This is a genomic window from Agreia sp. Leaf335 (genome assembly GCF_001423605.1).
Classification (GTDB): domain Bacteria; phylum Actinomycetota; class Actinomycetes; order Actinomycetales; family Microbacteriaceae; genus Agreia.
Genome location: NZ_LMOQ01000002.1, coordinates 538,286 through 558,285 on the forward strand (window position 1 = coordinate 538,286; position 20,000 = coordinate 558,285).

Annotated in this window: 19 protein-coding genes and 1 tRNA gene; 10 read left to right on the forward strand and 10 right to left on the reverse strand. The window is 66.1% G+C overall.

Translation table 11 applies throughout. The features are described 5' to 3' along the window. Nucleotides 1-20: 20 nt before the first annotated feature. The 3 genes from ASF79_RS08615 (at nucleotide 21) to aspS (ending at nucleotide 2,730) form a co-directional block, all read left to right on the forward strand. Nucleotides 21-102 (forward strand) — tRNA-Leu (locus ASF79_RS08615). Nucleotides 103-221: 119 nt separating this feature from the next. After that, nucleotides 222-944: a DedA family protein gene (locus tag ASF79_RS08620; protein WP_055780510.1), complete on the forward strand. Its 723-nt coding sequence runs from the start codon at nucleotides 222-224 to the stop codon at nucleotides 942-944. A 13-nt stretch (nucleotides 945-957) separates the two neighbouring features. Next, nucleotides 958-2,730 carry an aspartate--tRNA ligase gene (aspS, locus tag ASF79_RS08625; protein WP_055853761.1) on the forward strand — a complete coding sequence of 591 codons (1,773 nt, stop codon included), beginning with the start codon at nucleotides 958-960 and terminating at the stop codon, nucleotides 2,728-2,730. Between the two features lie 24 nt (nucleotides 2,731-2,754). On the opposite strand, the gene ASF79_RS08630 is transcribed toward aspS, so the two are convergent. Genes ASF79_RS08630 through murI form a run of 4 tightly spaced genes read right to left on the reverse strand, consistent with a single transcriptional unit; the run spans nucleotide 2,755 to nucleotide 5,932 of the window. Continuing rightward, nucleotides 2,755-3,690 (reverse strand): cation diffusion facilitator family transporter, encoded by a 936-nt coding sequence (locus ASF79_RS08630; RefSeq protein WP_055853765.1) that lies wholly within the window; start codon nucleotides 3,688-3,690, stop codon nucleotides 2,755-2,757. A 47-nt stretch (nucleotides 3,691-3,737) separates the two neighbouring features. Then, nucleotides 3,738-4,352, reverse strand: a complete 615-nt coding sequence (gene rdgB / locus ASF79_RS08635; RefSeq protein ID WP_055780502.1) for an RdgB/HAM1 family non-canonical purine NTP pyrophosphatase — start codon at nucleotides 4,350-4,352, stop codon at nucleotides 3,738-3,740. Beyond that, nucleotides 4,349-5,089, reverse strand: coding sequence for a ribonuclease PH (gene rph / locus ASF79_RS08640; protein ID WP_055780500.1), 741 nt, complete (start codon nucleotides 5,087-5,089; stop codon nucleotides 4,349-4,351). The genes rdgB and rph overlap by 4 nt, the downstream gene beginning before the upstream one ends. Before the next feature lie 18 nt (nucleotides 5,090-5,107). Beyond that, a complete protein-coding gene (gene murI / locus ASF79_RS08645) occupies nucleotides 5,108-5,932 on the reverse strand; it encodes a glutamate racemase (RefSeq protein WP_055780497.1) in 825 nt (274 codons plus the stop codon). A gap of 44 nt (nucleotides 5,933-5,976) precedes the next feature. Here murI and ASF79_RS08650 point away from each other — a divergent pair, with 44 nt between their 5' ends. Next, nucleotides 5,977-7,278 carry a nicotinate phosphoribosyltransferase gene (locus ASF79_RS08650; RefSeq protein ID WP_055853769.1) on the forward strand — a complete coding sequence of 434 codons (1,302 nt, stop codon included), beginning with the start codon at nucleotides 5,977-5,979 and terminating at the stop codon, nucleotides 7,276-7,278. Between the two features lie 13 nt (nucleotides 7,279-7,291). Here ASF79_RS08650 and ASF79_RS08655 read toward each other — a convergent pair whose 3' ends face one another. From ASF79_RS08655 to ASF79_RS17690, 3 genes are all read right to left on the reverse strand, one after another. After that, nucleotides 7,292-7,597, reverse strand: a complete 306-nt coding sequence (locus ASF79_RS08655) for a DUF3039 domain-containing protein (protein WP_055853773.1) — start codon at nucleotides 7,595-7,597, stop codon at nucleotides 7,292-7,294. Between the two features lie 71 nt (nucleotides 7,598-7,668). After that, the gene (locus ASF79_RS08660) at nucleotides 7,669-9,240 is read right to left on the reverse strand and encodes a hypothetical protein (protein ID WP_055853776.1); all 1,572 of its coding nucleotides are present in this window, start codon (nucleotides 9,238-9,240) and stop codon (nucleotides 7,669-7,671) included. Then, entirely contained in the window at nucleotides 9,216-10,496 is a 1,281-nt protein-coding gene (locus ASF79_RS17690; RefSeq protein ID WP_326942857.1) for an ABC transporter ATP-binding protein, read from the reverse strand. The genes ASF79_RS08660 and ASF79_RS17690 overlap by 25 nt, the downstream gene beginning before the upstream one ends. Before the next feature lie 597 nt (nucleotides 10,497-11,093). On the opposite strand from ASF79_RS17690, the gene ASF79_RS08670 reads away from it, so the two are divergent. The 3 genes from ASF79_RS08670 (at nucleotide 11,094) to ASF79_RS08680 (ending at nucleotide 13,492) form a co-directional block, all read left to right on the forward strand. After that, complete coding sequence (locus tag ASF79_RS08670; RefSeq protein WP_044438827.1) at nucleotides 11,094-11,786, forward strand: phosphocholine cytidylyltransferase family protein; 693 nt, start codon at nucleotides 11,094-11,096, stop codon at nucleotides 11,784-11,786. Between the two features lie 138 nt (nucleotides 11,787-11,924). After that, nucleotides 11,925-12,728, forward strand: coding sequence for an ABC transporter permease (locus tag ASF79_RS08675; protein ID WP_235480599.1), 804 nt, complete (start codon nucleotides 11,925-11,927; stop codon nucleotides 12,726-12,728). After that, nucleotides 12,728-13,492, forward strand: a complete 765-nt coding sequence (locus tag ASF79_RS08680) for an ABC transporter ATP-binding protein (RefSeq protein ID WP_055853780.1) — start codon at nucleotides 12,728-12,730, stop codon at nucleotides 13,490-13,492. The genes ASF79_RS08675 and ASF79_RS08680 overlap by 1 nt, the downstream gene beginning before the upstream one ends. Here ASF79_RS08680 and ASF79_RS08685 read toward each other — a convergent pair. Continuing rightward, the gene (locus tag ASF79_RS08685) at nucleotides 13,489-14,172 is read right to left on the reverse strand and encodes a hypothetical protein (RefSeq protein WP_055853783.1); all 684 of its coding nucleotides are present in this window, start codon (nucleotides 14,170-14,172) and stop codon (nucleotides 13,489-13,491) included. The two genes, ASF79_RS08680 and ASF79_RS08685, sit on opposite strands and share 4 nt — an antisense overlap. 92 nt (nucleotides 14,173-14,264) lie before the next feature. Here ASF79_RS08685 and ASF79_RS08690 point away from each other — a divergent pair, with 92 nt between their 5' ends. Next, nucleotides 14,265-15,479 carry an MFS transporter gene (locus ASF79_RS08690; protein ID WP_055853786.1) on the forward strand — a complete coding sequence of 405 codons (1,215 nt, stop codon included), beginning with the start codon at nucleotides 14,265-14,267 and terminating at the stop codon, nucleotides 15,477-15,479. A 21-nt stretch (nucleotides 15,480-15,500) separates the two neighbouring features. On the opposite strand, the gene ASF79_RS08695 is transcribed toward ASF79_RS08690, so the two are convergent. Beyond that, entirely contained in the window at nucleotides 15,501-17,069 is a 1,569-nt protein-coding gene (locus tag ASF79_RS08695) for a DUF7059 domain-containing protein (protein ID WP_055853789.1), read from the reverse strand. Between the two features lie 39 nt (nucleotides 17,070-17,108). Between ASF79_RS08695 and ASF79_RS08700 the strand changes: the two genes are divergently transcribed. Together ASF79_RS08700 and ASF79_RS08705 are read left to right on the forward strand one after the other, a co-directional pair. Continuing rightward, nucleotides 17,109-17,621 carry a metallophosphoesterase family protein gene (locus tag ASF79_RS08700; RefSeq protein WP_200933553.1) on the forward strand — a complete coding sequence of 171 codons (513 nt, stop codon included), beginning with the start codon at nucleotides 17,109-17,111 and terminating at the stop codon, nucleotides 17,619-17,621. Then, nucleotides 17,618-18,484: an aminotransferase class IV gene (locus ASF79_RS08705; protein ID WP_055853796.1), complete on the forward strand. Its 867-nt coding sequence runs from the start codon at nucleotides 17,618-17,620 to the stop codon at nucleotides 18,482-18,484. Before ASF79_RS08700 ends, ASF79_RS08705 begins: the two co-directional genes overlap by 4 nt. Here ASF79_RS08705 and ASF79_RS08710 read toward each other — a convergent pair whose 3' ends face one another. Further along, a complete protein-coding gene (locus ASF79_RS08710; RefSeq protein ID WP_082495773.1) occupies nucleotides 18,485-19,984 on the reverse strand; it encodes an MFS transporter in 1,500 nt (499 codons plus the stop codon). Nucleotides 19,985-20,000: the final 16 nt, after the last annotated feature.

Here is a 20,000-nt window from a genome sequence, read left to right on the forward strand (position 1 = left end):
CGGTACACTGGTTCTGCTCTGCGGGAGTGGTGGAATTGGTAGACACGCAGGATTTAGGTTCCTGTGCTTTCGAGCGTGAGGGTTCAAGTCCCTTCTCCCGTACTCCCCGCTGTCGTCCACGTATCCCGGGCCTCGGCGGGGGTACTCTTGATGCACCGCAGATCGCACACTTGTCCGCCGCCGACCGGCCTTGACTCGACCCGCCGACGACTGGAGCCCAGATGACACACGCCGCCCTCATTCCCTGGCTTGATCCTGAGACGCTCATCCAGAGCTTCGGGCCGTTCGCCTTGATCGGCGTCTGTCTGATCATCTTCGCGGAGACGGGACTCCTCATCGGATTCCTCTTCCCCGGCGACACTCTGCTGATCATCACCGGCGTTCTCGCCTTCAGCCCGGGCATCGGCGTCGACATCTGGTGGGTGTGTCTGGCCATCGGCTTTGCCGCCTTCGCGGGTGGTGAGGTGGGGTACCTCATCGGTCACAAGTTCGGACCGCGCCTCTTCGAGCGCAAGGAGTCCGGCCTCTTCAGTATCAAGAACGTCGAGCGAACCAACGCGTTCTTCACGAAATACGGCGCATTCGCCGTCATCCTCGCCCGCTTCGTTCCCATCGTGCGCACGTTCGCTCCGATCGCCGCCGGCATCGGACACATGAACTACCGCAAGTACTCGCTGTACAACCTCATCGGCGCCGTCATCTGGGGCGCAGGTGTGACATTCATCGGATATCTCATCGGGAACATCCCCCCGGTGAAGGACTTCGTCACCAGCTACATCGACATCATCCTGCTCGCCGCAGTCGCGGCGACGCTCATCCCCACGATCTGGCACTACGTGCAGTCGACGATGAAGGCTCGAAAGGCCAACGCTGCGGGGGCTGCCCAGGCTCAAGCAGATCTGGCACTCGACCCCGACGTCTTCGACCACAAGCCGGAGGCTTAGGAAGCTCGCACCAATGTACAGAACCAACTATGCGTCCTCGCTCACCCGCGAAGACGTGGGCCTCGACGTCATGCTCTCCGGCTGGGTGGCGCGCATCCGCGACCACGGCGGCGTCGCCTTCATCGACCTCCGTGACTCGTCCGGCATAGCCCAGGTCACATTCCGTGACGAGCTGGTGGCGGCAGCCGAGAGCCTCCGTGTCGAGTCCGTCGTGACGGTCAAGGGAATCGTCCGCGAGCGTCCCGCGGGCAACGTGAACACCACCATCGCCTCGGGCGAGGTCGAGATCCAGGCGACAAGCCTCGAGGTTCTGGCCGCCAGCGACGTCCTGCCCTTCCAGCTCGACGACGAACCCGGTGAAGAGACCCGCCTCGCCTACCGCTACCTCGATCTTCGCCGCGAGAGCGCCGCGTACCCCCTGAAGCTGCGCTCCAAGGTGTCTGCCGCCGTTCGCAACGTGCTCGTCGACGAGGATTTCGTCGAGGTCGAGACGCCCACACTCACCCACTCGACCCCCGAGGGTGCGCGTGACTTCCTAGTGCCCGCCCGTCTCAAGCCCGGCACGTTCTATGCCTTGCCGCAGAGCCCCCAGCTCTTCAAGCAGCTCCTCATGGTCGGCGGGTTCGAGAAGTACTTCCAGATCGCCCGTTGCTACCGCGACGAGGACTTCAGAGCCGACAGGCAGCCGGAGTTCACGCAGCTCGACGTCGAGATGAGCTTCGTCGACCAGGAGCAGGTCATCGAACTCGCAGAGAAGGTGCTGCGGGCTATGTGGCGCACGATCGATGTCGAGCTCCCCACGCCGCTGCCCCGCATGACCTACGCAGAGGCGATGCGTCGCTTCGGCTCGGACAAGCCCGACCTGCGCTTCGGCCTCGAGCTCGTCGAGTTCACGGAGTACTTCGAGGGCAGCGACTTCGCCATCTTCAAGGCACCCTACGTGGGTGCGGTTGTGATGCCCGGCGGTGCCGGACAGGCCCGCCGTGCCCTCGACGCATGGCAGGAGTGGGCGAAGCAGCGTGGCGCCAAGGGGCTCGCCTACGTGCTCGTCGGCGAAGACGGAGAACTGCGCGGCCCGGTCGCGAAGAACCTGTCCGAAGCCGAGCGCGCCGGCCTCGTGGCCCACGCCGGCGCTCAGCCCGGCGACTGCATCTTCTTCGCAGCGGGCGCCGCCAAGGCGTCACGCGGGCTCCTGGGTGCGCTCCGCGGCGAGATCGCAGAGCGCCAGGGCCTCATCAACCCCGCAGCCTGGGCCTTCACGTGGGTCGTCGACGCTCCCCTCTTCGAGCCTGCCGGCGACGCGGTCGCGAGCGGTGATGTCGCGGTCGGCGCCGGCGCGTGGACGGCAGTGCACCACGCCTTCACCTCGCCCAAGCCGGAGTTCATCGACACGTTCGACTCCGACCCAGAGTCGGCCCTGTCGTACGCCTATGACATCGTCTGCAACGGCAACGAGATCGGTGGCGGAAGCATCCGTATCCACACTCGCGAGCTGCAGGAGCGCGTGTTCAAGATCATGGGCATCAGCGAAGAAGAGGCGCAGGAGAAGTTCGGCTTCCTCCTGCAGGCCTTCGCGTTCGGTGCACCGCCTCACGGTGGATTCGCCATGGGCTTCGACCGCGTCGTGTCGCTGCTCGCGGCCACGGAGTCGATCCGCGACGTCATCGCCTTCCCGAAGTCGGGTGGCGGCAACGACCCGCTCACGGGCGCACCGGCCGAGCTGGAGACCGTGCAGCAGGTCGAGTTGTACCGCACGCTGGGCGTTCAGGCTCTGCCGCAGAAGTAGGCCCTCGGCACGGGGACACCTCGCCTACGGGTGCAGGTGTTCCTCGTGCTGCGCGTGCTCGGCGGGCTCGATCTGGAACGTGGAGTGTCCGACGTCGAAATGCGCTGACAGGCAGGTCGACAGGCGATCCAGCAGCCGCCCGGAGTCTCCGCGCTCGAACACGGCGGGCTCCACCACGACGTGCGCCGAGAAGATGTTCTTGCCTGTGGTCACCGCCCATACGTGCACGTCGTGCACATCAACCACACCGTCTTCCGCGAGGATGTGGCTGCGGATCTCGGCGACGTCGGTCTCGACGGGCGTCTGCTGAAGCAGAACCCGGATGACGTCGCGCAGCAACGAGACGGCGCGCGGAATGATCATGGCGGCGATCACCAGCGACGCGATCGCATCGGCCGGGGCGAATCCTGTGAACAGGATCACCAGCGACGCGACGATGACGGTCGCCGACCCGAGCAGATCGCCGAACACCTCGAGGTACGCCCCCCGCATGTTCAACGATGAGCTTGCGCCCCCTCGGAGCAGCATCAGCGCCGCGAAGTTGGCGATCAGTCCGATCGCGGCGACGACGAGCAACGGCACCGGAGGAATCTGCACGCCATCCGGCGTGATGAGCCGAGAGACTCCCTCGATGGCGACGAATGCCGCGACACCGATCAGCAGTAGCCCGTTGAACAACGCGGCGAAGACCTCCACGCGCTGGAAGCCGAAACTGTGCCTCTCCGTGGCGGGTCGGGCCGCCACGATGGTCGCGACGAGAGCTACGATCAGCCCGATCAGATCGGATGCCATGTGCCCCGCGTCGGCGAGGAGGGCGAGCGACCCCGTGGCCAGGGCACCGACGATCTCGACGATCAGGACGGTCGCGACGATCGCGATCGCCCAGCCGAGGCGCGACCGGTTCGTCGTCGCCGAGGCGTGGTCGTGGGAGCCGTGGGAGTGTTGTTCGCTGCGAGCCATCGTCCTCCCAGCGTAGGCAGCCACGCGAGCTGCACCTAGCGGCGCGGCTAGTTAGGAATGACGCTCATTCTCAACACGGGAACCAGTTCGCGGAACGCTCTGCTGCGGTGGCTGTCGGCGTTCTTCTGCTCGGGCGTCAGCTCGGCAGCGGAGAGATCTCCTCCGTCGGGCACGAAGATCGGGTCGTAACCGAATCCGTTCTCGCCGCGCGGCGCATCCACGATTCGGCCCGGCCATTCGCCCACGGCGAGATGCTCGCTGGCGGCCCGGCCCGGCTGTTCGGGCACGACCACGGCGATGGTGCACGCGTACCACCCTGTGCGGTGGGGGTCCTTGATGTCGGCCAGCTGGTCGAGCAGGAGGTCGAGGTTCGCCGTCGCTCCTCGTCCGTGACCAGCCCACCGCGCGGAGAAGATGCCCGGGGCTCCCCCGAGCACGTCGACGCAGATGCCCGAGTCGTCGGCGAGGGCCGGAAGACCGGTGTGGGCGGCCGCGACCCGCGCCTTGATCAGAGCGTTGTCGGCGAACGAGACGCCGTCTTCGATCGGCTCCGGCCCGTCGTACGCGACAATCTCGAGTTCGGGGATCTCGGCCGCCAGGATCTTCTGGAATTCCTCGACCTTGTGCGCGTTGTGCGTCGCCAGAACGACCCGGATGCTCATTCGCCCGATCCGAGAACCCTCGCCTGGATCTCGGCCAGCTCGGCCGTGCCCGCCAGCGCGAGGTCGAGAAGGGCATCGAGTTCGGCGCGATCGAAGGGCGCGCCCTCGGCTGTGCCCTGCACCTCGACGAAGAGTCCTCGGCCCGTGACGACCACGTTCATGTCGGTCTCCGCGCGCACGTCCTCGACATAGGCGAGATCGAGCATCGGAACGCCGTCGATGATGCCGACCGACACCGCGGACAGGCTGTCGATGACGGGCTGCGACTTCTGACCGATGAACTTCTTGGTGCGAGCCCACTCGATGGCATCGACCAGCGCCACGTACGCACCGGTGATCGCCGCCGTGCGGGTACCCCCGTCTGCCTGCAGCACGTCGCAGTCGATGACGATGGTGTTCTCGCCGAGAGCCTTCATATCGACGACCGCACGCAGGCTACGGCCGATCAGTCGCGAGATCTCGTGCGTGCGTCCGCCGATCTTGCCTTTGACGGCTTCGCGATCCATGCGGTCGTTGGTCGAGCGCGGAAGCATCGAGTACTCGGCCGTGACCCACCCCTGGCCCTTGCCCTGCTTCCAGCGGGGCACCCCGTTGGTGAACGACGCGGTGCAGAGCACCTTCGTCTTGCCGAACGAGATCAGGGCCGAACCCTCGGCCTGGTCGCTCCACCCACGCTCGATCGTGATGGGGCGCAGCTGGCTGGCGGTGCGGCCGTCTTTGCGGGAATCGTTCGACATGGTGTCTCCAGGAGGGGATCAGTGGATGGGGGGAAGGGTGATGACGCCGGTCTCGACGAACTCGACGGTCTCGACCTGGCGGCCGAGCATCAGGTCTGCGAGCCGCATGAATTCGTCGGCGCTCGCGCCGGTCGCCTCGTAGCGGTGCACTGGCGGCGGCGACGACGTGCGCTCGATTCCGCGGCTCACGAGTTCGCGGAACACATCGTTCGCCGTCTCGGTGTCGCTCGAGACAAGACGTACACCCTCTCCCATCACGTAGGAGATCGCCCCCTTCAGGAAGGGGTAGTGGGTGCAGCCGAGCACGAGTGTGTCGATATCGTGCTCACGAAGCGGGGCGAGGTAGCGCTCGGCGACGGCGAAGAGCTCACGACTCGTCGTGTCGCCCGCCTCGACGAATTCGACGAATCTCGGGCACGCCTGAGTGAAGAGTTCGAGGTGCGGGGCCGCGGCGAACGCGTCGTTGTACGCGCGGGAGCGGATCGTTCCCTCGGTGCCGATGACTCCGACCTTGAGATTTCTCGTCGACGATACGGCGGCGCGAACCGCGGGCTGGATCACTTCGACGACGGGAACCGAGTACCGTTCGCGGGCATCGCGCAGCATCGCGGCGGAGGCCGTGTTGCACGCGATGACGAGCATCTTCACGCCCTGCGCGACCAGCGTGTCGAGCGCCTCGAGCGCGAACTGCCTGACCTCGGCGAGAGGTCGCGGTCCGTACGGTGATCGAGCGGTGTCGCCGATGTAGGTGATGGATTCCCGGGGCAACTGATCGCGGATGGACCGAGCCACGGAGAGGCCGCCGACGCCGGAATCGAAGACTCCGATCGGCGCATCACTCACCCGTCAAGACTACTGCGCGCGCGGGCCGCGGATATGCTTGCCGAGTGACCGACGCCTCTTCGCTTCTCACCGACCGTTACGAACTCACGATGCTCGATGCGGCCATCCAGGCCGGAACGCACGAGCGGGAATGCGTTTTCGAAGCCTTTGCGCGCCGGCTCCCCCAGGGGCGTCGATACGGAATCGTGGCAGGTACAGGGCGTCTGCTCGAACTGATCGAGGCCTTCCGATTCGGCGACGCCGAACTCGAATGGCTGAGCAGGGAGGGCATCGTGCGCACCGCCGCGCTCGACTGGCTCGCCGACTACCGTTTTCGCGGCACGATCACCGGATACCGGGAGGGAGAGGTCTACTTCCCCAACTCCCCCATCCTCATCGTCGACTCGACCTTCGCAGAGGGAGTCATCCTCGAGACGCTCATCCTGAGCGTTCTCAACTACGACTCCTCGGTGGCGAGTGCAGCATCCCGCATGGTCTCGGCGGCGGCCGGGCGCCCACTCGCGGAGATGGGTTCGCGCCGCACAGGCGAAAGATCTGCCGTAGCGGCTGCGCGCGCCGCCTACATCGCGGGGTTCGGCGCCACCTCGAACCTCGAGGCAGGGCGCACCTGGGGCATTCCCACGATGGGCACGGCCGCCCACTCGTTCACCCTGCTGCACGACAGCGAGGAAGCCGCGTTCCAGGCCCAGGTCGACGCGCTCGGGCCATCGACGACGCTGCTCGTCGACACCTTCGACGTACACAAGGGCGTCGAGCTCGCCGTGCGCGTCGCGGGGCCCGAGCTGGGAGCGGTCCGCATCGACTCGGGCGACCTGCCCTCCCTCGTCACCGCCGTTCGGGAACAGCTCGATTCCCTCGGCAACCAGGGCACCAAGATCACCGTGACCAACGATCTCGACGAATACACCATCGCTGCGTTGGCCGCATCGCCTGTCGACTCCTACGGGGTGGGAACGTCTGTCGTGACCGGATCCGGCTCCCCCGCCGCCGGTATGGTCTACAAGCTCGTGGCGCATAAAGATGCCGAGGGCGCATGGGTCCCCGTCGCCAAGAAATCGGCCGAGAAGGCCACGGTGGGTGGGCGCAAGCATCCGGTGCGAACGATGAACGACCTCGGTCGAGCGGTTGCCGAGACGATCGACGTCGGCGATTCCGCGGTGTCGAACAGCTCAGCTCGCGACCTGCTCGTCACCCTCATCGAGAGGGGCGAGGTCGACGCCCGCTACACGGGCCCGGAGGGCGTTGAGCTGGCTCGCACCCACAGAGCCGACGCCATCGCCGAACTCCCCGATCAGGCGTTCCGTCTAGGCCGGGGCGAGCCCATCATCCCCACCGTCTACGTCTGATCAAACGGAGCGTCTATTCGGGCTTCAGGCCCTCGTAGATGCGCTTGCAGTCGGGGCACACCGGAAATTTCTCAGGATCACGACCGGGCAGCCACTTCTTGCCGCACAGCGCCTTGACCGGCTTACCCGTCATCGCAGACTCGAGGATCTGTTCTTTCTTGACGTAGTGAGAGAACCGCTCGTGGTCGCCTGGTTCGATCGTCTCCTGCTCGAGCAACTCCTCGAGTTCGCGGTCGAGAGTCGATGTGCCGCCACCCTCGCGGGGTCCGCCGGGTTCGGCGATGCTGGCTGCTGGACTGGTGTGAGGAACGTGACTCATGCCACCAGTCTAATTTCACCGAGCGCAGCGGTGACCCTGCACGCAACCGCGGTGCTCTGAGCTGCGAGGTGTCAGTTGCGCAGTGCGGCCGCGAGGATGTCCGGGCCGCGACGATCGAAGATCGCACCGCCGACGACGGTTCCGGCGACGAACACGACCACACCCGCGCCTGCCCCCCACCATAGCGACGGCCAGAAGGCCGACTCGTCGCCCAGGAGGCCGAGGATCGCGTAGACGACCGACGGCGCCGCGAACAGCGCCGTGAGAAGAACGAAGGCGATCTGCACCACGAATCCCGTACCGCCGCCGACCTGGGGCTGCGAGAACGGCCCGTCGCCGGGACGAACCGCAGGGTAGGGAAACAGCGATGAGAGGAGGTTTCCGACTCCCAGCCCCGCAAGCAGGAGGACTGTGCTGACCCCCAGGATCGCGGGCAGCGTCGCGAAGCTGTCGGCGAAGAACGCCGCAGCGACAGATCCCACCGCGATGAGGGGAATGCCCATCGCGAGAACGGGAGCGGTACGCCCCATACGATCGGCGAAGCCGACGCGGCTGGCGGAGACATGGAGCCAGACAGCCGAGTTGTCGAGGGCGACGTCGTTGTGCACCGAGAACGCCAGCGTCACACACAGCGCCGGCACCGTGAGCAAGACCAGATATGTGAGCGGGATTCCGGCGATCACAAAAGCGAGGAACACGACGACGAGGAATCCGAAGACGCCGATCACGGGAACCGGGTACCGGGCGTCGCGCGCCCAGTAGGTGAAGCTCCGAGCTGCCACGGCACCCGTGCGAGTGGTGGGTGTTCGAGCGAACCACCCGAGGTTCGCGTGCTCACGCTCGGGAGTGTTGCGCTGGGCGGTGACCAGCACTCGGGCGACGAGGGCTCTCCACGACACCCAGAGCAACGCGACGGAGGCGAGAGCGATGAGGAGTTTGAGGGCGATCTCGCCGGCAGGGATCTCTCTCGCGGCATCGGCCGGAAGAGCCCACGCGGCGCCGAGAGGACTCCAACTCAGCGCGTCGGCCGCAGCACCGGCGAGGCCCGAACCGTCTCGACCCCAGTTGACGCTGACCCAGAGGACAACGGCGGGCGATACGAGCACGAGAAGGACGACGGTCACAAGCGTGGCCGTCTCTCGAGCCCGGCGGGTGGCGAGGCCGATGGCGGCGAGGAGCGACGTCACACGCGACGCGAGAACCGCCGTGGCGACGACGAGGAGTACGGCGAGGACGGCCAACAGAATAGTCGCCGCGTTCTGCGACCACACCTGAAGGGTTGACACGGCCACGATCAGGGTCAGGATGACGGGCAGACCGACGAGGCCCGCGACGGCCAGACCGCGCGCCAGTGTCGACGCGGGAATGCCGAAGAGGGCGAAATTGCGGGGGTCGAGTGGATCGGGCACGGTGGAGACCAGTGGCCCGACGATGAAGGCCAAGACGATGACCGATCCACCGATCACTATCGTGGTTCGCGCCTCTTCGGATCCGGGAGCCACCGACGAGAGCACCCACACGCACACGACCGTCAGAGCAACGGCGACGACGACGCTCGCCACGACACCGACGTTCTGCTTAGGGGTGCGGTTGAACGTGTTGCCGAGAAGCCTGAGCTTCAGTTTGAGGAATTCAGCAACCATTCCATGCCTTCCGCTGCCTTGCGCCCACCGGCGAGCTCGACGAAGCGGTCTTCCAGTGTGCCGCCGCGCCTGACCTCATCGACCGTGCCCTGCGCCAGAACCTGCCCTTGAACGATGATCGCGACTCCGTCGCACACGCGCTGGATCATGTCCATGCTGTGGCTCGACAAAACAACCGTTCCGCCGGTCTCGACATATTTCTGCAGGATCTCGATCACATTGGCCGCAGACACGGGGTCGACGGACTCGAACGGCTCGTCGAGAACAAGGATGCGAGGCGAGTGGATCATTGCCGCGGCAAGAGCGATCTTCTTCGTCATTCCCGCCGAGTAGTCAGTGACGAGGCGCCCCAGGGCATCCTCGAGCCCGAAGGCCGCCGCGAGGTCATCGCTGCGCTCGCGCACCGACTTGTTGTCTAGACCGCGGAGGGTGCCTGCGTAATAGAGCATCTGTCGACCGGTGAGACGATCGAACAGTCGGAGCCGATCGGGAAGCACACCGATGATCTTCTTGGCCTGCGCCGGGTTTGCCCAGACATCGAGGTCGTTGATGGTGATCGTGCCCGAGTCGGGTCGGAGGAGACCCGTGACCATCGAGAGCGTTGTGGTCTTACCCGCACCGTTCGGGCCTACGATTCCGTAGAACGCTCCCTGTCGGACCTCGAGGTCGATGCCGTCTACCGCCGTCGTGCTGCCGAACTTCTTGACCAGGCGGCTGATCGAGAGAACGACCGGCTGCTGCGCACGGAACGCAGCGCGCTCAGCCGCCTCGGCCTCGGCCAGCGCGGCTGCCTTCTTCTGAGCTGCCGTGAGCCTGACGGCCTTCGGTGCCGGCTTCTTCGCCGTTTTGCTGATCGGCGCGGCCGTCAGGTCGAGAACGATGGGGGCATCGGATGCCGACGGTGCGGCCTTGGCGCGCGGCGCTGCGGGCTTACGTGGGGCGCGGGGCGCGGAGGGCACTCGGTCTGCACCGGCGGCGGCGCGCGAAGCGCTGGTGCTGCGAGCACGGGGAGATCGAGGTGAGGCCGGGCGGGGCTTGGCCGCGCTCTGAGCGGGGGCCCCGGGCTGATCGGGCTCGGACTGACCGGTCTCGGCACCAGGGGTCTCGGCTCCAGCGGTCTTGTCGCCGCCTTCTTCGTCCGGGGTCACGTTCGATTCAGAGTCCTGGGCGATCGCTTCCTCGGCGGAGGCACCGTCGGTCACGGCGTCATCGGCAACAGCGTTGTCGGCCGTGTCGGTCGGGGACTGGGGCGTCACATCGTCCTCTTCGCTGGTTGCGCCGATCGAGTCGGCGCCTGGTTCGGCAGGCTTCACCGGTCGGACTTGGGTGCGCGGCTTCGCCGTGCGCGACGGTCTCACCGTCGTAGAGGACTGCTCCGCGCCCGCCGAACGAGGTTTCGATGTTCTGGCGGCTCGCGGTTTTCGTGCTGTGGTGCCGGTTTTCGAGGGCCGAGACGTTGCGTCTTGGGCTCCGGTAGCTGATTGTGCTGCCGAGGTAATCGACTCCTCGTTCAACTCTTCGCTGCCTTCGCCCCCGGTCGCGGAAATGTCTGACTCTGAGCTCACCGAACTTAAGGTATCAGCCGAGACCGACACTCGCATTCATCACCGACACACAGTGATGTGCTTTCACCCGTCAATTCACACCCCGAGAAAAGGCTGACGGTTATATCACGAACACGAAACGATGAGCCAGCATCACGTGACCCGAAACGGGGGACACGATACAGTGAACAACGACATGACGGAGTGTCCAGCGCCTCTCATACGGCTTAACGGTTTCTGAATTCTCGACTCCTATGTAGATGCGCACTTTTGTCCTCAAGCACGTCCGCACCATCAAGGAGATCCATCGTGACCACCCAGGTAGTCATCCTCGCAGCGGGAATGGGTAGCCGACTCGGCCGCACCCTTCCCAAGCCGCTCACCGAACTCAATGATGGCCGCACGATCATGGGCCAGCAATTCGACAACATCCATCACGCCTTCGGCAACAACGCCAAGGTCACGATCGTCGTCGGCTACAAGCTCGAGCACATCATCGAGGCTTTCCCCCAGGCGTCGTTCGTGTACAACGAGCAGTACGACCAGACCAATACCTCGAAGAGCCTCATGCGCGCTCTCCAGGCATCGGGGCCCGGCGGCGTCCTGTGGATGAACGGCGACGTGGTCTTCGACCCCGCCGTTCTCGACCGCGCGGCCGCGATGATCGCCCGCGATCAGTCGTTCGTCACCGTCAACACCTCCAAGGTGTCCGACGAGGAAGTCAAGTACACGACCAGCGCCGAGGGCTACATCAAAGAACTGTCGAAGACAGTGAAGGGTGGCCTCGGTGAGGCTGTCGGCATCAACTACATCTCGGCAGCAGACAAGGCCACGCTGCTCCGCCAGCTCAAGGCGGTCGGCGATCAGGACTACTTCGAGCGCGGCATCGAACTCGCCATCGAGCAGAACCGACTGCTGGTCGAGCCCGTCGACATCTCCGATCTCTACGCCGTCGAGGTCGACTTCGCCGAAGACCTGGAGCGCGCGAACCTCTTCGTGTGACCCACCCGCTCGGCGTATGAATCGGCCGACCCGGACTTCGTGCCCCCTCATTTCGATCACTGATCGGCGTGAGGGGGCATTATTCGTGTGCGGGATAGAGTGGAGCGTTGTTCTTCGACAAGAAATGAGAACCGGCACGTGACGACGACGCTCAGCGAGGTGCGGCCGAACCAGCGCACTCCGTTCGCGCGATATCGCAACGCCCTCTGGCTCCTGACCAGACGAGACCTGCGCGTTCGCTACTCGACGTCGGCTCTGGGGTACGTCTGGTCGATCCTCGATCCGCTCGTCATGGCGCTGATCTACTGGTTCGTCTTTACGCAGGTCTTCCAGAAGTCCGTCGGCGAAGACCCGTACATCGTCTTCCTCCTGGCCGCGCTGCTGCCCTGGATGTGGTTCAACGGGACCACCGCCGACGCCACGCGCGCGTTCCTCCGCGAAGCGAAGCTCATCCGCTCGACGAAGATCCCCCGCACCATCTGGGTGAACAGGCTCGTGCTCTCGAAGGGAATCGAGTTCCTCGCCAGCCTGCCGGTGCTGGCGGTGTTCGCCATCTTCTCCGGCGCGACTCTGCACATCGAGGTCCTCCTCTTCCCGGTCGCGATCCTCATCCAAGGCGTCCTCACGGTCGGCGTCGGCCTCATCGTCGCGCCGCTCGTCGTCTTCTTCCGTGACCTCGAACGAGCGGTGAAGCTCGCTCTACGCGCACTCTTCTATGCCTCCCCGATCATCTACAGCACCACGGATCTGCCGGCTCAGCTGCACGTCTTCGCGGCATTCAATCCGCTCAGTGGAATCTTCTCGCTGTATCGATCGGCATTCTTCCCCGAACAGCTCGACTGGTTCCTCGTCGGCGTGAGCGCGGCGATGAGCGTTCTCGTTCTTCTCATTGGCATCCTCGTGTTCCGGCGCACCGAACGCGCTGTACTGAAAGAGATCTGATGAACGACTCCCCCGTCATCACCGTCGCCGATGCAGGCATCCGGTTCAAACGAAACCGGCGATCACGCCGCAACTTCAAGGATCTCTTCGCGGGGCGTCTGCGTCGTTCGCGGCCGGACGAGTTCTGGGCTCTGCGCAACGTGAGCTTCACCGTGCGACAGGGCGAGGCCATCGGAGTGATCGGTCGCAACGGTCAGGGTAAGTCCACCCTCCTCAAACTCGTCGCCGAGGTCGTCCTGCCCGACGAAGGAACCGTGCGCGTGGGCCAGGGGGTCGCCCCGCTCATCGAGATCACCGGAGGATTCGTCGACGACCTCTCTGTTCGCGACAACGTCTATCTCACCGCCGGGCTGCACGGCATGACCAAGGCGCAGATCGACGAGCGCTTCGCTCGCATCATCGAGTTCGCCGAGATCGGCGACTTCCTCGACACGCCCTACAAGCATCTCTCCAGCGGAATGAAGGTGCGGATCGCCTTCTCGGTGATCTCTCAACTCGAGGAACCGATCATTCTCGTCGACGAGGTGCTCGCCGTGGGTGACAAGGCATTCCGAGAGAAGTGCTACCGACGCATCGAGGAACTGCTCGCCGGAGGCCGCACTCTGTTCTTCGTCTCCCACAATGAGAAAGACCTCAGGCGTTTCTGCACCCGCGGGCTCTATCTCGACAAGGGTTCGCTGGTTCTGGATGCGCCGGTCGCGGACGTTCTCGCGCGTTACGCCGCGGACTACCCGGTCGCGGCCGCGCCCACAAAGCGCCCTTAGAAGTCGAATCCTCCGCCGAAGTCCCCTCCCCCGAAGTCTCCACCGCCGTCGCCGAATCCGCCGCCGTCGCCGCCGGATGCGTCCCCACCCGACGTATCGCCCCCGGTGCCGCTCTCGGAGCCAGTGTCCGCCGAAGCGTCCTGACCGGAAGCGTCGGCACCGGCGGTCTCGTTGCTGCCCAGATCGGGTATGAACGCCTGAGCGACTGCGCTGCCGATGACGATGCCGGCCACGCTGCCGAGGAGCGACCCCGCGAACATTGATCCCATGCCCGACCCGAAGCCCGGCCCGCCTGCCCGATTCTGCGCGCCGAGAGACCGCTCGAGTGTTCCCGGACTGCGCAACTCAGACCGGGTCGCCGCCTGTGCGAGCGCCGGGGCTCCCGCGTCGCGAGGTGCCTCACCCTGCGGAGCCTCCGCACTGAGCTGAGCGAACACCTGAGCCCGCTGATCCGGCGTCAGGCGGGCGAAGGCCTCTTCGTGCACCTGCTCGATCGTCTCGGGCGGCGCGGTTCTCAGAAGGTAGCGGTAGCGTTCGAGCGCGATCTCGTCGTCTGATCGGCCGTCCGGGGTCGCGTCCTTCACCGCTCCAGGCGGAGTGCCGTAGTCGGGGACCGATCCGGTCGTGCCCTGTGGTGCCTGCTCCGGTTCGCGACCCAGCAGCCTGTCGAGGAAGCCCATGGGATGTCCTTTCTCACATGTCTTCCGTCCATCTTCCCCGGTCGGGCTGGGGCGGGGCTGTGCCACTCGGCCGTTGGAGATAATGGACAGTGATGAGAACGCGCGACACCGGATCCCTTGCCCGCGCGATGCCGTGGTTCCTGCTGGCGGCGGTCGTACTCTTCGCGCTCAATCTGCGCGGACCGATCGTCGCGATCGCTCCGGTGATCGGGCAGATCCGAGAGGAGCTCGGCCTGTCTGCGGCGACGGCGGGCCTGCTCACGAGCCTTCCCGTTCTCTGCTTCGCCCTGGCCACTCCGCTGGCCGCAGCCCTGATCGGGCGCGCCGGACCCGAGCGGGCCGTGCTCATCTCGTTGACCGGGATCCTCATCGGTACCCTGATCCGGGCTCAGGGCGGGTTCGCCGTCGCGGTGATCGGAACCCTGGTGATCGGCATCGCTATCACCATCGGCAACGTCGTCGTCCCCGTCGTGGTTCGACGCGACTTCCCCGCGTCGAGAGTCGGCATCGTGACCGGTGTCTACACGGCGACGCTCAACGTGGGCGCCATGCTGACCTCGCTCGGCACCGCTCCCCTGGCTGATTGGCTGGGGTGGCGGGCTGCTATCACCGCCTGGGCCGTACTCGTCGTCGTCGCCATCCTCGTCTGGGGCCAGGCCGCAGGCTGGCGCCGATCGGTCCTCGGCGATCGAGCAATCACCTCCGAGACCACCGAGTCGGCACCCGTGCACTCCGCCTCGTACAGGAGCCTCACCGCGTGGCTGCTCATGCTCGCGTTCGGCGGACAGGCTTTCTCGTACTACGGCATCACCACGTGGCTGCCGACGATCCTCCACGAGGTACAAGGCCTCGACCCCAAATCAGCCGGGGCCAGCTCGTCCGTGTTCCAGCTTCTGGCAGTGGTCGGAGCTCTGGGTGTGCCGGTGCTCGCCAACCGTTGGCGTCCTGGCTCGGTGGTCGGGCTCGTCGGCGCGCTCTGGCTGGCCATGCCGGTGGGGCTTCTGCTCGCGCCTCAGCTCTGGCCCCTCTGGTCGGTCGTCGGCGGTGCCGCGCAGGGCGGCGGCATCACGATCGTCTTCATCATCATCGTGCGCATGTCGACCAGCAACGATCAGGCGAGGGGCATGTCCGCGTTCGTGCAGGGCGGCGGCTATCTGTTGGCGGCAACGGGGCCATCGATCGTCGGCGCGGTGCACGAGGCGACCGGCGGATGGTCGGCGCCGCTCATCGTCGTGTCCGCCTCGGTCGTGGTGCTTCTCGTCTTCGGGGTCACGGCATCAGCCCGCGTGGAGTCCCGGCACCCCTGAGCCTCGCCGGGGCCAGGCGCCTCAGTTCGGGAGCAGTATCGCGTCGTCGAGAAGAGAACGCACGAGCGGCAGCAACTCCGCTTCGAGGGCTAGCTCGTCGACCTCGAGCAGTTGGCCGAGCGCGGCGCAGATGGATCCGACCGTGAGTTCCCCATCGCACGCGCCGACGAGAGCGGCGAGCCCGGTGTCGATCGGTGTCTGTCGACCGAATCCGCCTCCCTGCCTCAAGATCATCGCTGTGGGGTCGTCGTCGCCGGGCCAGTAGTGCCGTTCCACGGTCACGTCGGATGCCACGACGAGCGTCGCCGAGGCGAGTTCGGCATCGTCGCGCGCGGCTTGCCAGTCGTGTCCGTCGAGGCACTCCGCCAGATGTGCGCCGAGTCCGGAGCCGGAACCCCCGAGCGGGCCGTGCAGCTGCTCGAGACGGCGCAGCGGGGCCGCGGGTGTATCGGGCGCCACCGCATCCGGTCGCCGAAGCGTGACGTAGCCGAACCCGACGTGATCGACCCCGCGGTGTTCGAAGTCGTTGAGCCACGCTCCGTAGAGACGGTCGAACTCCGGCGAAGCCGGGGTGGTGCCTCCGTCTCTGATCCAGGTCTCTGCGTACTCGTCGATGTGCTGCACGTCTCGTTCGATGACCCAGGCATCGATGAGAGGATCGGTCGCTTCGTCGAGCCATCCGTTCACTCGATCGAGGCCCGCCTGCCCACGCGTGTACTCCCAGTTGCCGAGGAACTGCGCGATGCCGCCCGGGGCGAGGTACTCGCTCGCGTGGCGCATGACGTGCTGCACGAGGGCGTCGCCGACCATGCCGCCATCGCGGTACTCGTAGCTCGGGACTCCTTCGGCTCGGGGCGTGATGACGAAGGGCGGATTCGAGACGATCTGGTCGAAGGTCTCATCGGCGACGGGCTCGAAGAGGCTGCCGAGCCGAAATTCGATGTTCTCGAATTCGTTCAGCTCGGCGTTCAGGGCGGCTATGTCGAGCGCACGGGCGGAGATATCGGTTGCCACGACCCGGCGCGCGTGCCGCGCCGCATGCATGGCCTGGATGCCGCATCCGGTTCCGAGGTCGAGCGCAGCGTCGACGGGCCGCTGGATCATGAGTCCGCTCAGGGTGAGAGAGGCGCCTCCCACGCCCAGCACGTGATCTTCGCCGACGGCGTGTCCGAGAGACAACTCGCCGAGGTCCGACGCGATCCACCAGCTGCCGACTCCGAGCTGGTCGATGAAGCTGTAGGGGCGCAGATCGGCTGTCGGCCGCACGCTCTCGTCTCGCTCGCTCACCGACGAGATCAACCTGAGCTCGGAGGCGCCCTGGAGTCCTAGGGTCGGCAAAGCTTCAGCAAGCATCGCGGGCGACACGGGCAGGCCGAGGACGAACAGCTCCGCGAGGGTGGCCGTCGGCGTGGATCGGCCGAGCGTGCGCTTCAGCGCGGACAACGCTCTGAGCGCCGGCACGCGCTGGTTGCGGTGCAGTGCCGCATCCGCGTCCGGGCCCCACAGGCCGGAGAGGGCGGAAACGGTGAATCCCGCCGCGGTGAGGTCTGAACGGAGGGCGGCGATGAGGTCGCGTTGGGGATGGGTCACCCCCTTATTCAATCCCACCCGCGCTGCCAGACTGAACGGGTGAGCACCCGACTAGTCATCATCGCCGACACTCATCTGCCGAAACGTGCGAAGGCGCTACCGCCTGAGCTGTGGTCTGCAATCGACACGGCCGATGTCGTCCTGCACGCCGGCGACTGGGTCGACGAGGCGACGCTCGACGCACTCGAGGCTCGATCCCAACGCCTGATCGGCGTGTACGGCAACAACGACGGCCCGGAGCTCCGGTCACGACTGCCCGAGATCGCACGATTCGAGATCGAGGGACTGCGATTCGCGATGGTTCACGAGACAGGGGCGTCGATCGGGCGCGACGAGCGCATGGCGCAAACGTTCGTCGACGAAGACGTCCTCGTCTTCGGCCACAGCCACATCCCGTGGAACTCCTCCGCAACAAACGGTCTGCGCCTGCTGAATCCCGGCTCACCCACCGACCGCCGCAGGCAACCGCACTGCACCTTTCTCACGGCGGTGGCCGACGCCGCAGAACTGCGAGAGGTCGAACTGCACGCCATCGACAGGGGGCGCTCGTGACTGCCTCGCCCGTCCTGTTCTTCGTCGACGCATCGGGCTTTCTACGAGCCGATCCTCGCGAGCCGCAGGTGAACGTAACCGACTGGGGCGCCACGCGCGGAGATGGCATCTTCGAGAGCATCAGCGTCATCGCAGGCCGGATGCCCGCCCTCGCGGCCCGCTTCGACCGTCTCGAGGCTTCGGCGGGGGCGCTCGACCTGCCGCTCATCGACCGGTCGATCTGGACGACCGCTCTGGCTCGAGCGATCGAGACACACGAGGCCGTCGACCGTCTCGCCGTCACTCTGGTCATGACCCGGGGAGTCGAGAATGCTGACAGCTCCCCCACGGCCTGGCTGCTCGCACGACCCGCCCGCGATTTCACAGCCATCAGGCGCAGGGGCGTCTCAGTGGTCACCCTCGACCGGGGCTACGCGAGCGATGCCGCCGACGGTGCGCCGTGGCTCCTGCTCGGCGCCAAGCATCTGTCGTACGCGACGAACGCGGCGGCCCTGCGCGAGGCATCCAGACGCGGCGCCGACGACGTGATCTTCACGTCGACCGACGGACTCGCACTCGAGGGTCCGACGTCGAGTCTTATCGTGCGCCGCGGCGACCTGGTCGAGACCCCTGGCGTAGAGACGGGGATCCTGGCTGGAACGACGCAGGCCACCACGTTCGGCTTCTTCGAGTCGAAGGGGTACCGAACGAGATTCGCCGGCATCAGGGCTGCCGACCTATCGACGTGCGACGCCTTGTGGCTCGTGTCGAGCGTACGTCAGGCCGTAGCGGTACACACTCTCGACGGCCGAGCCATGCCCGTCGACGACGCCCTGACGGCCGAGCTCAATTCATGGCTGAGTGACGAGGCCCGGCCCGAGTGATCAGTTCTTGCCGGGCGCGATGATGGGGATGCTCGCCGTCGTGTAGATCGTCTCGCGTCGAGGCAGGAAGAGCGCGAGGATCGCGCCCGCGAGGGCGACGGCGGCCGCGAGACCGAACGACCACTGGAATGCCGCGGCTGTGGGAACGGCACGCTCTCCCACGATGTCGACGTGCGACGAGAGGATCACCCCGATGACGGCAGCTGCGATGGTCGAGCCGAGCGTGCGCATCACCGAGTTGAACCCGTTCGCCGCCGCGGTCTCCGAGGCCGGCACCGCGTGCATGATGAGTGTGGGCATTGCGGCATACGCGAAGCCCACGCCGAATCCCACCGCGGTGGCGACGAGCACCGCGTGCCAGACCTCCGTCATCAGACCGACGGCCAGCACATAGCCCACGGCGATGATGAACGAGCCCAGAACGAGAGACGTTCGCGGACCCCTGCTTGCCGACAACCGCGCCGCGATGGGCGAGAGGAAGAACATCACGATTCCGCTGGGCATCAGGCAGAGGCTGGCGATGAACAGCGTCTGCCCGAGACCGACACCCGTGTCGGTGGGCGCCTCGAGGAGTTGCGGCAGAACGGCGACGCTGGCGAAGTAGGCGAAGCCCACGGTGATCGAGGCCAGGTTGGTCAGCAGCACCGGTCGGCGCGCGGCGATCCGAAGATCGATCAGCGGGTTGGATGCGCGGAGCTCGTAGACGCCCCAGACGATGAGGACGACGGCTCCTCCGGCGAAGAGGCCGATCGTTCCCGGCGTCGCCCAGCCCCACTCACTGCCCTTCGAGACAGCGAGCAGGATCGCCACGAGTCCGATTCCGAACCCAGTCGCTCCGATGAAATCGAATGAGCCGCCCGTGCGCAGCGTGGAGACCGGGATGATCCAGAGGACGAGCACGAACGCGAGAGCCGACAGCGCGGTCGCCATCCAGAACAGCACGTGCCAATCGAACGTGTCGGCGACGAAGGCCGCCACCGGCAGGCCCAGAGCGCCTCCGATTCCGAGGGTCGAGCTGACCAGCGCGACCGCCGCACCCAACCGCTTGGGATGCAGTACATCGCGCAGAATGCTGATACCGAGCGCGATCACGCCGAGTCCGACTCCCTGGAGCGCTCGACCGGCGATGAGCACGGTCACGTCTTGTGCCAGTGCACAGACGATCGAGCCGACGATCGTGATGGCGAGAAGCAGCAGCGTGATGCGACGTTTGCCGAACATGTCGCCCAGCCGACCGGAGATCGGAGTGGTGATGGCCGCCGCCAAAAGGGTGGCCGTGAGCACCCAGGTCGCGTTCGAGCTGGAGGTGTCGAGCAGTGCGGGCAGCTCCGGCGTGATGGGCGTGACCAGGGTCTGCATCACCGCTGCCGTCAGGCCGGTCAGCGCCAGTGTGAAGACGATCGCCCGTTCGCTCGGGGTGCGGCTCAGTCGCGCACGCTGGCGGCGTTCTCGTTCGCTGTGGTCGTCGGTGGGTTCGGGTGTATTCGTCGAGGGGGCCATAGGCCGGGTGGTGCCT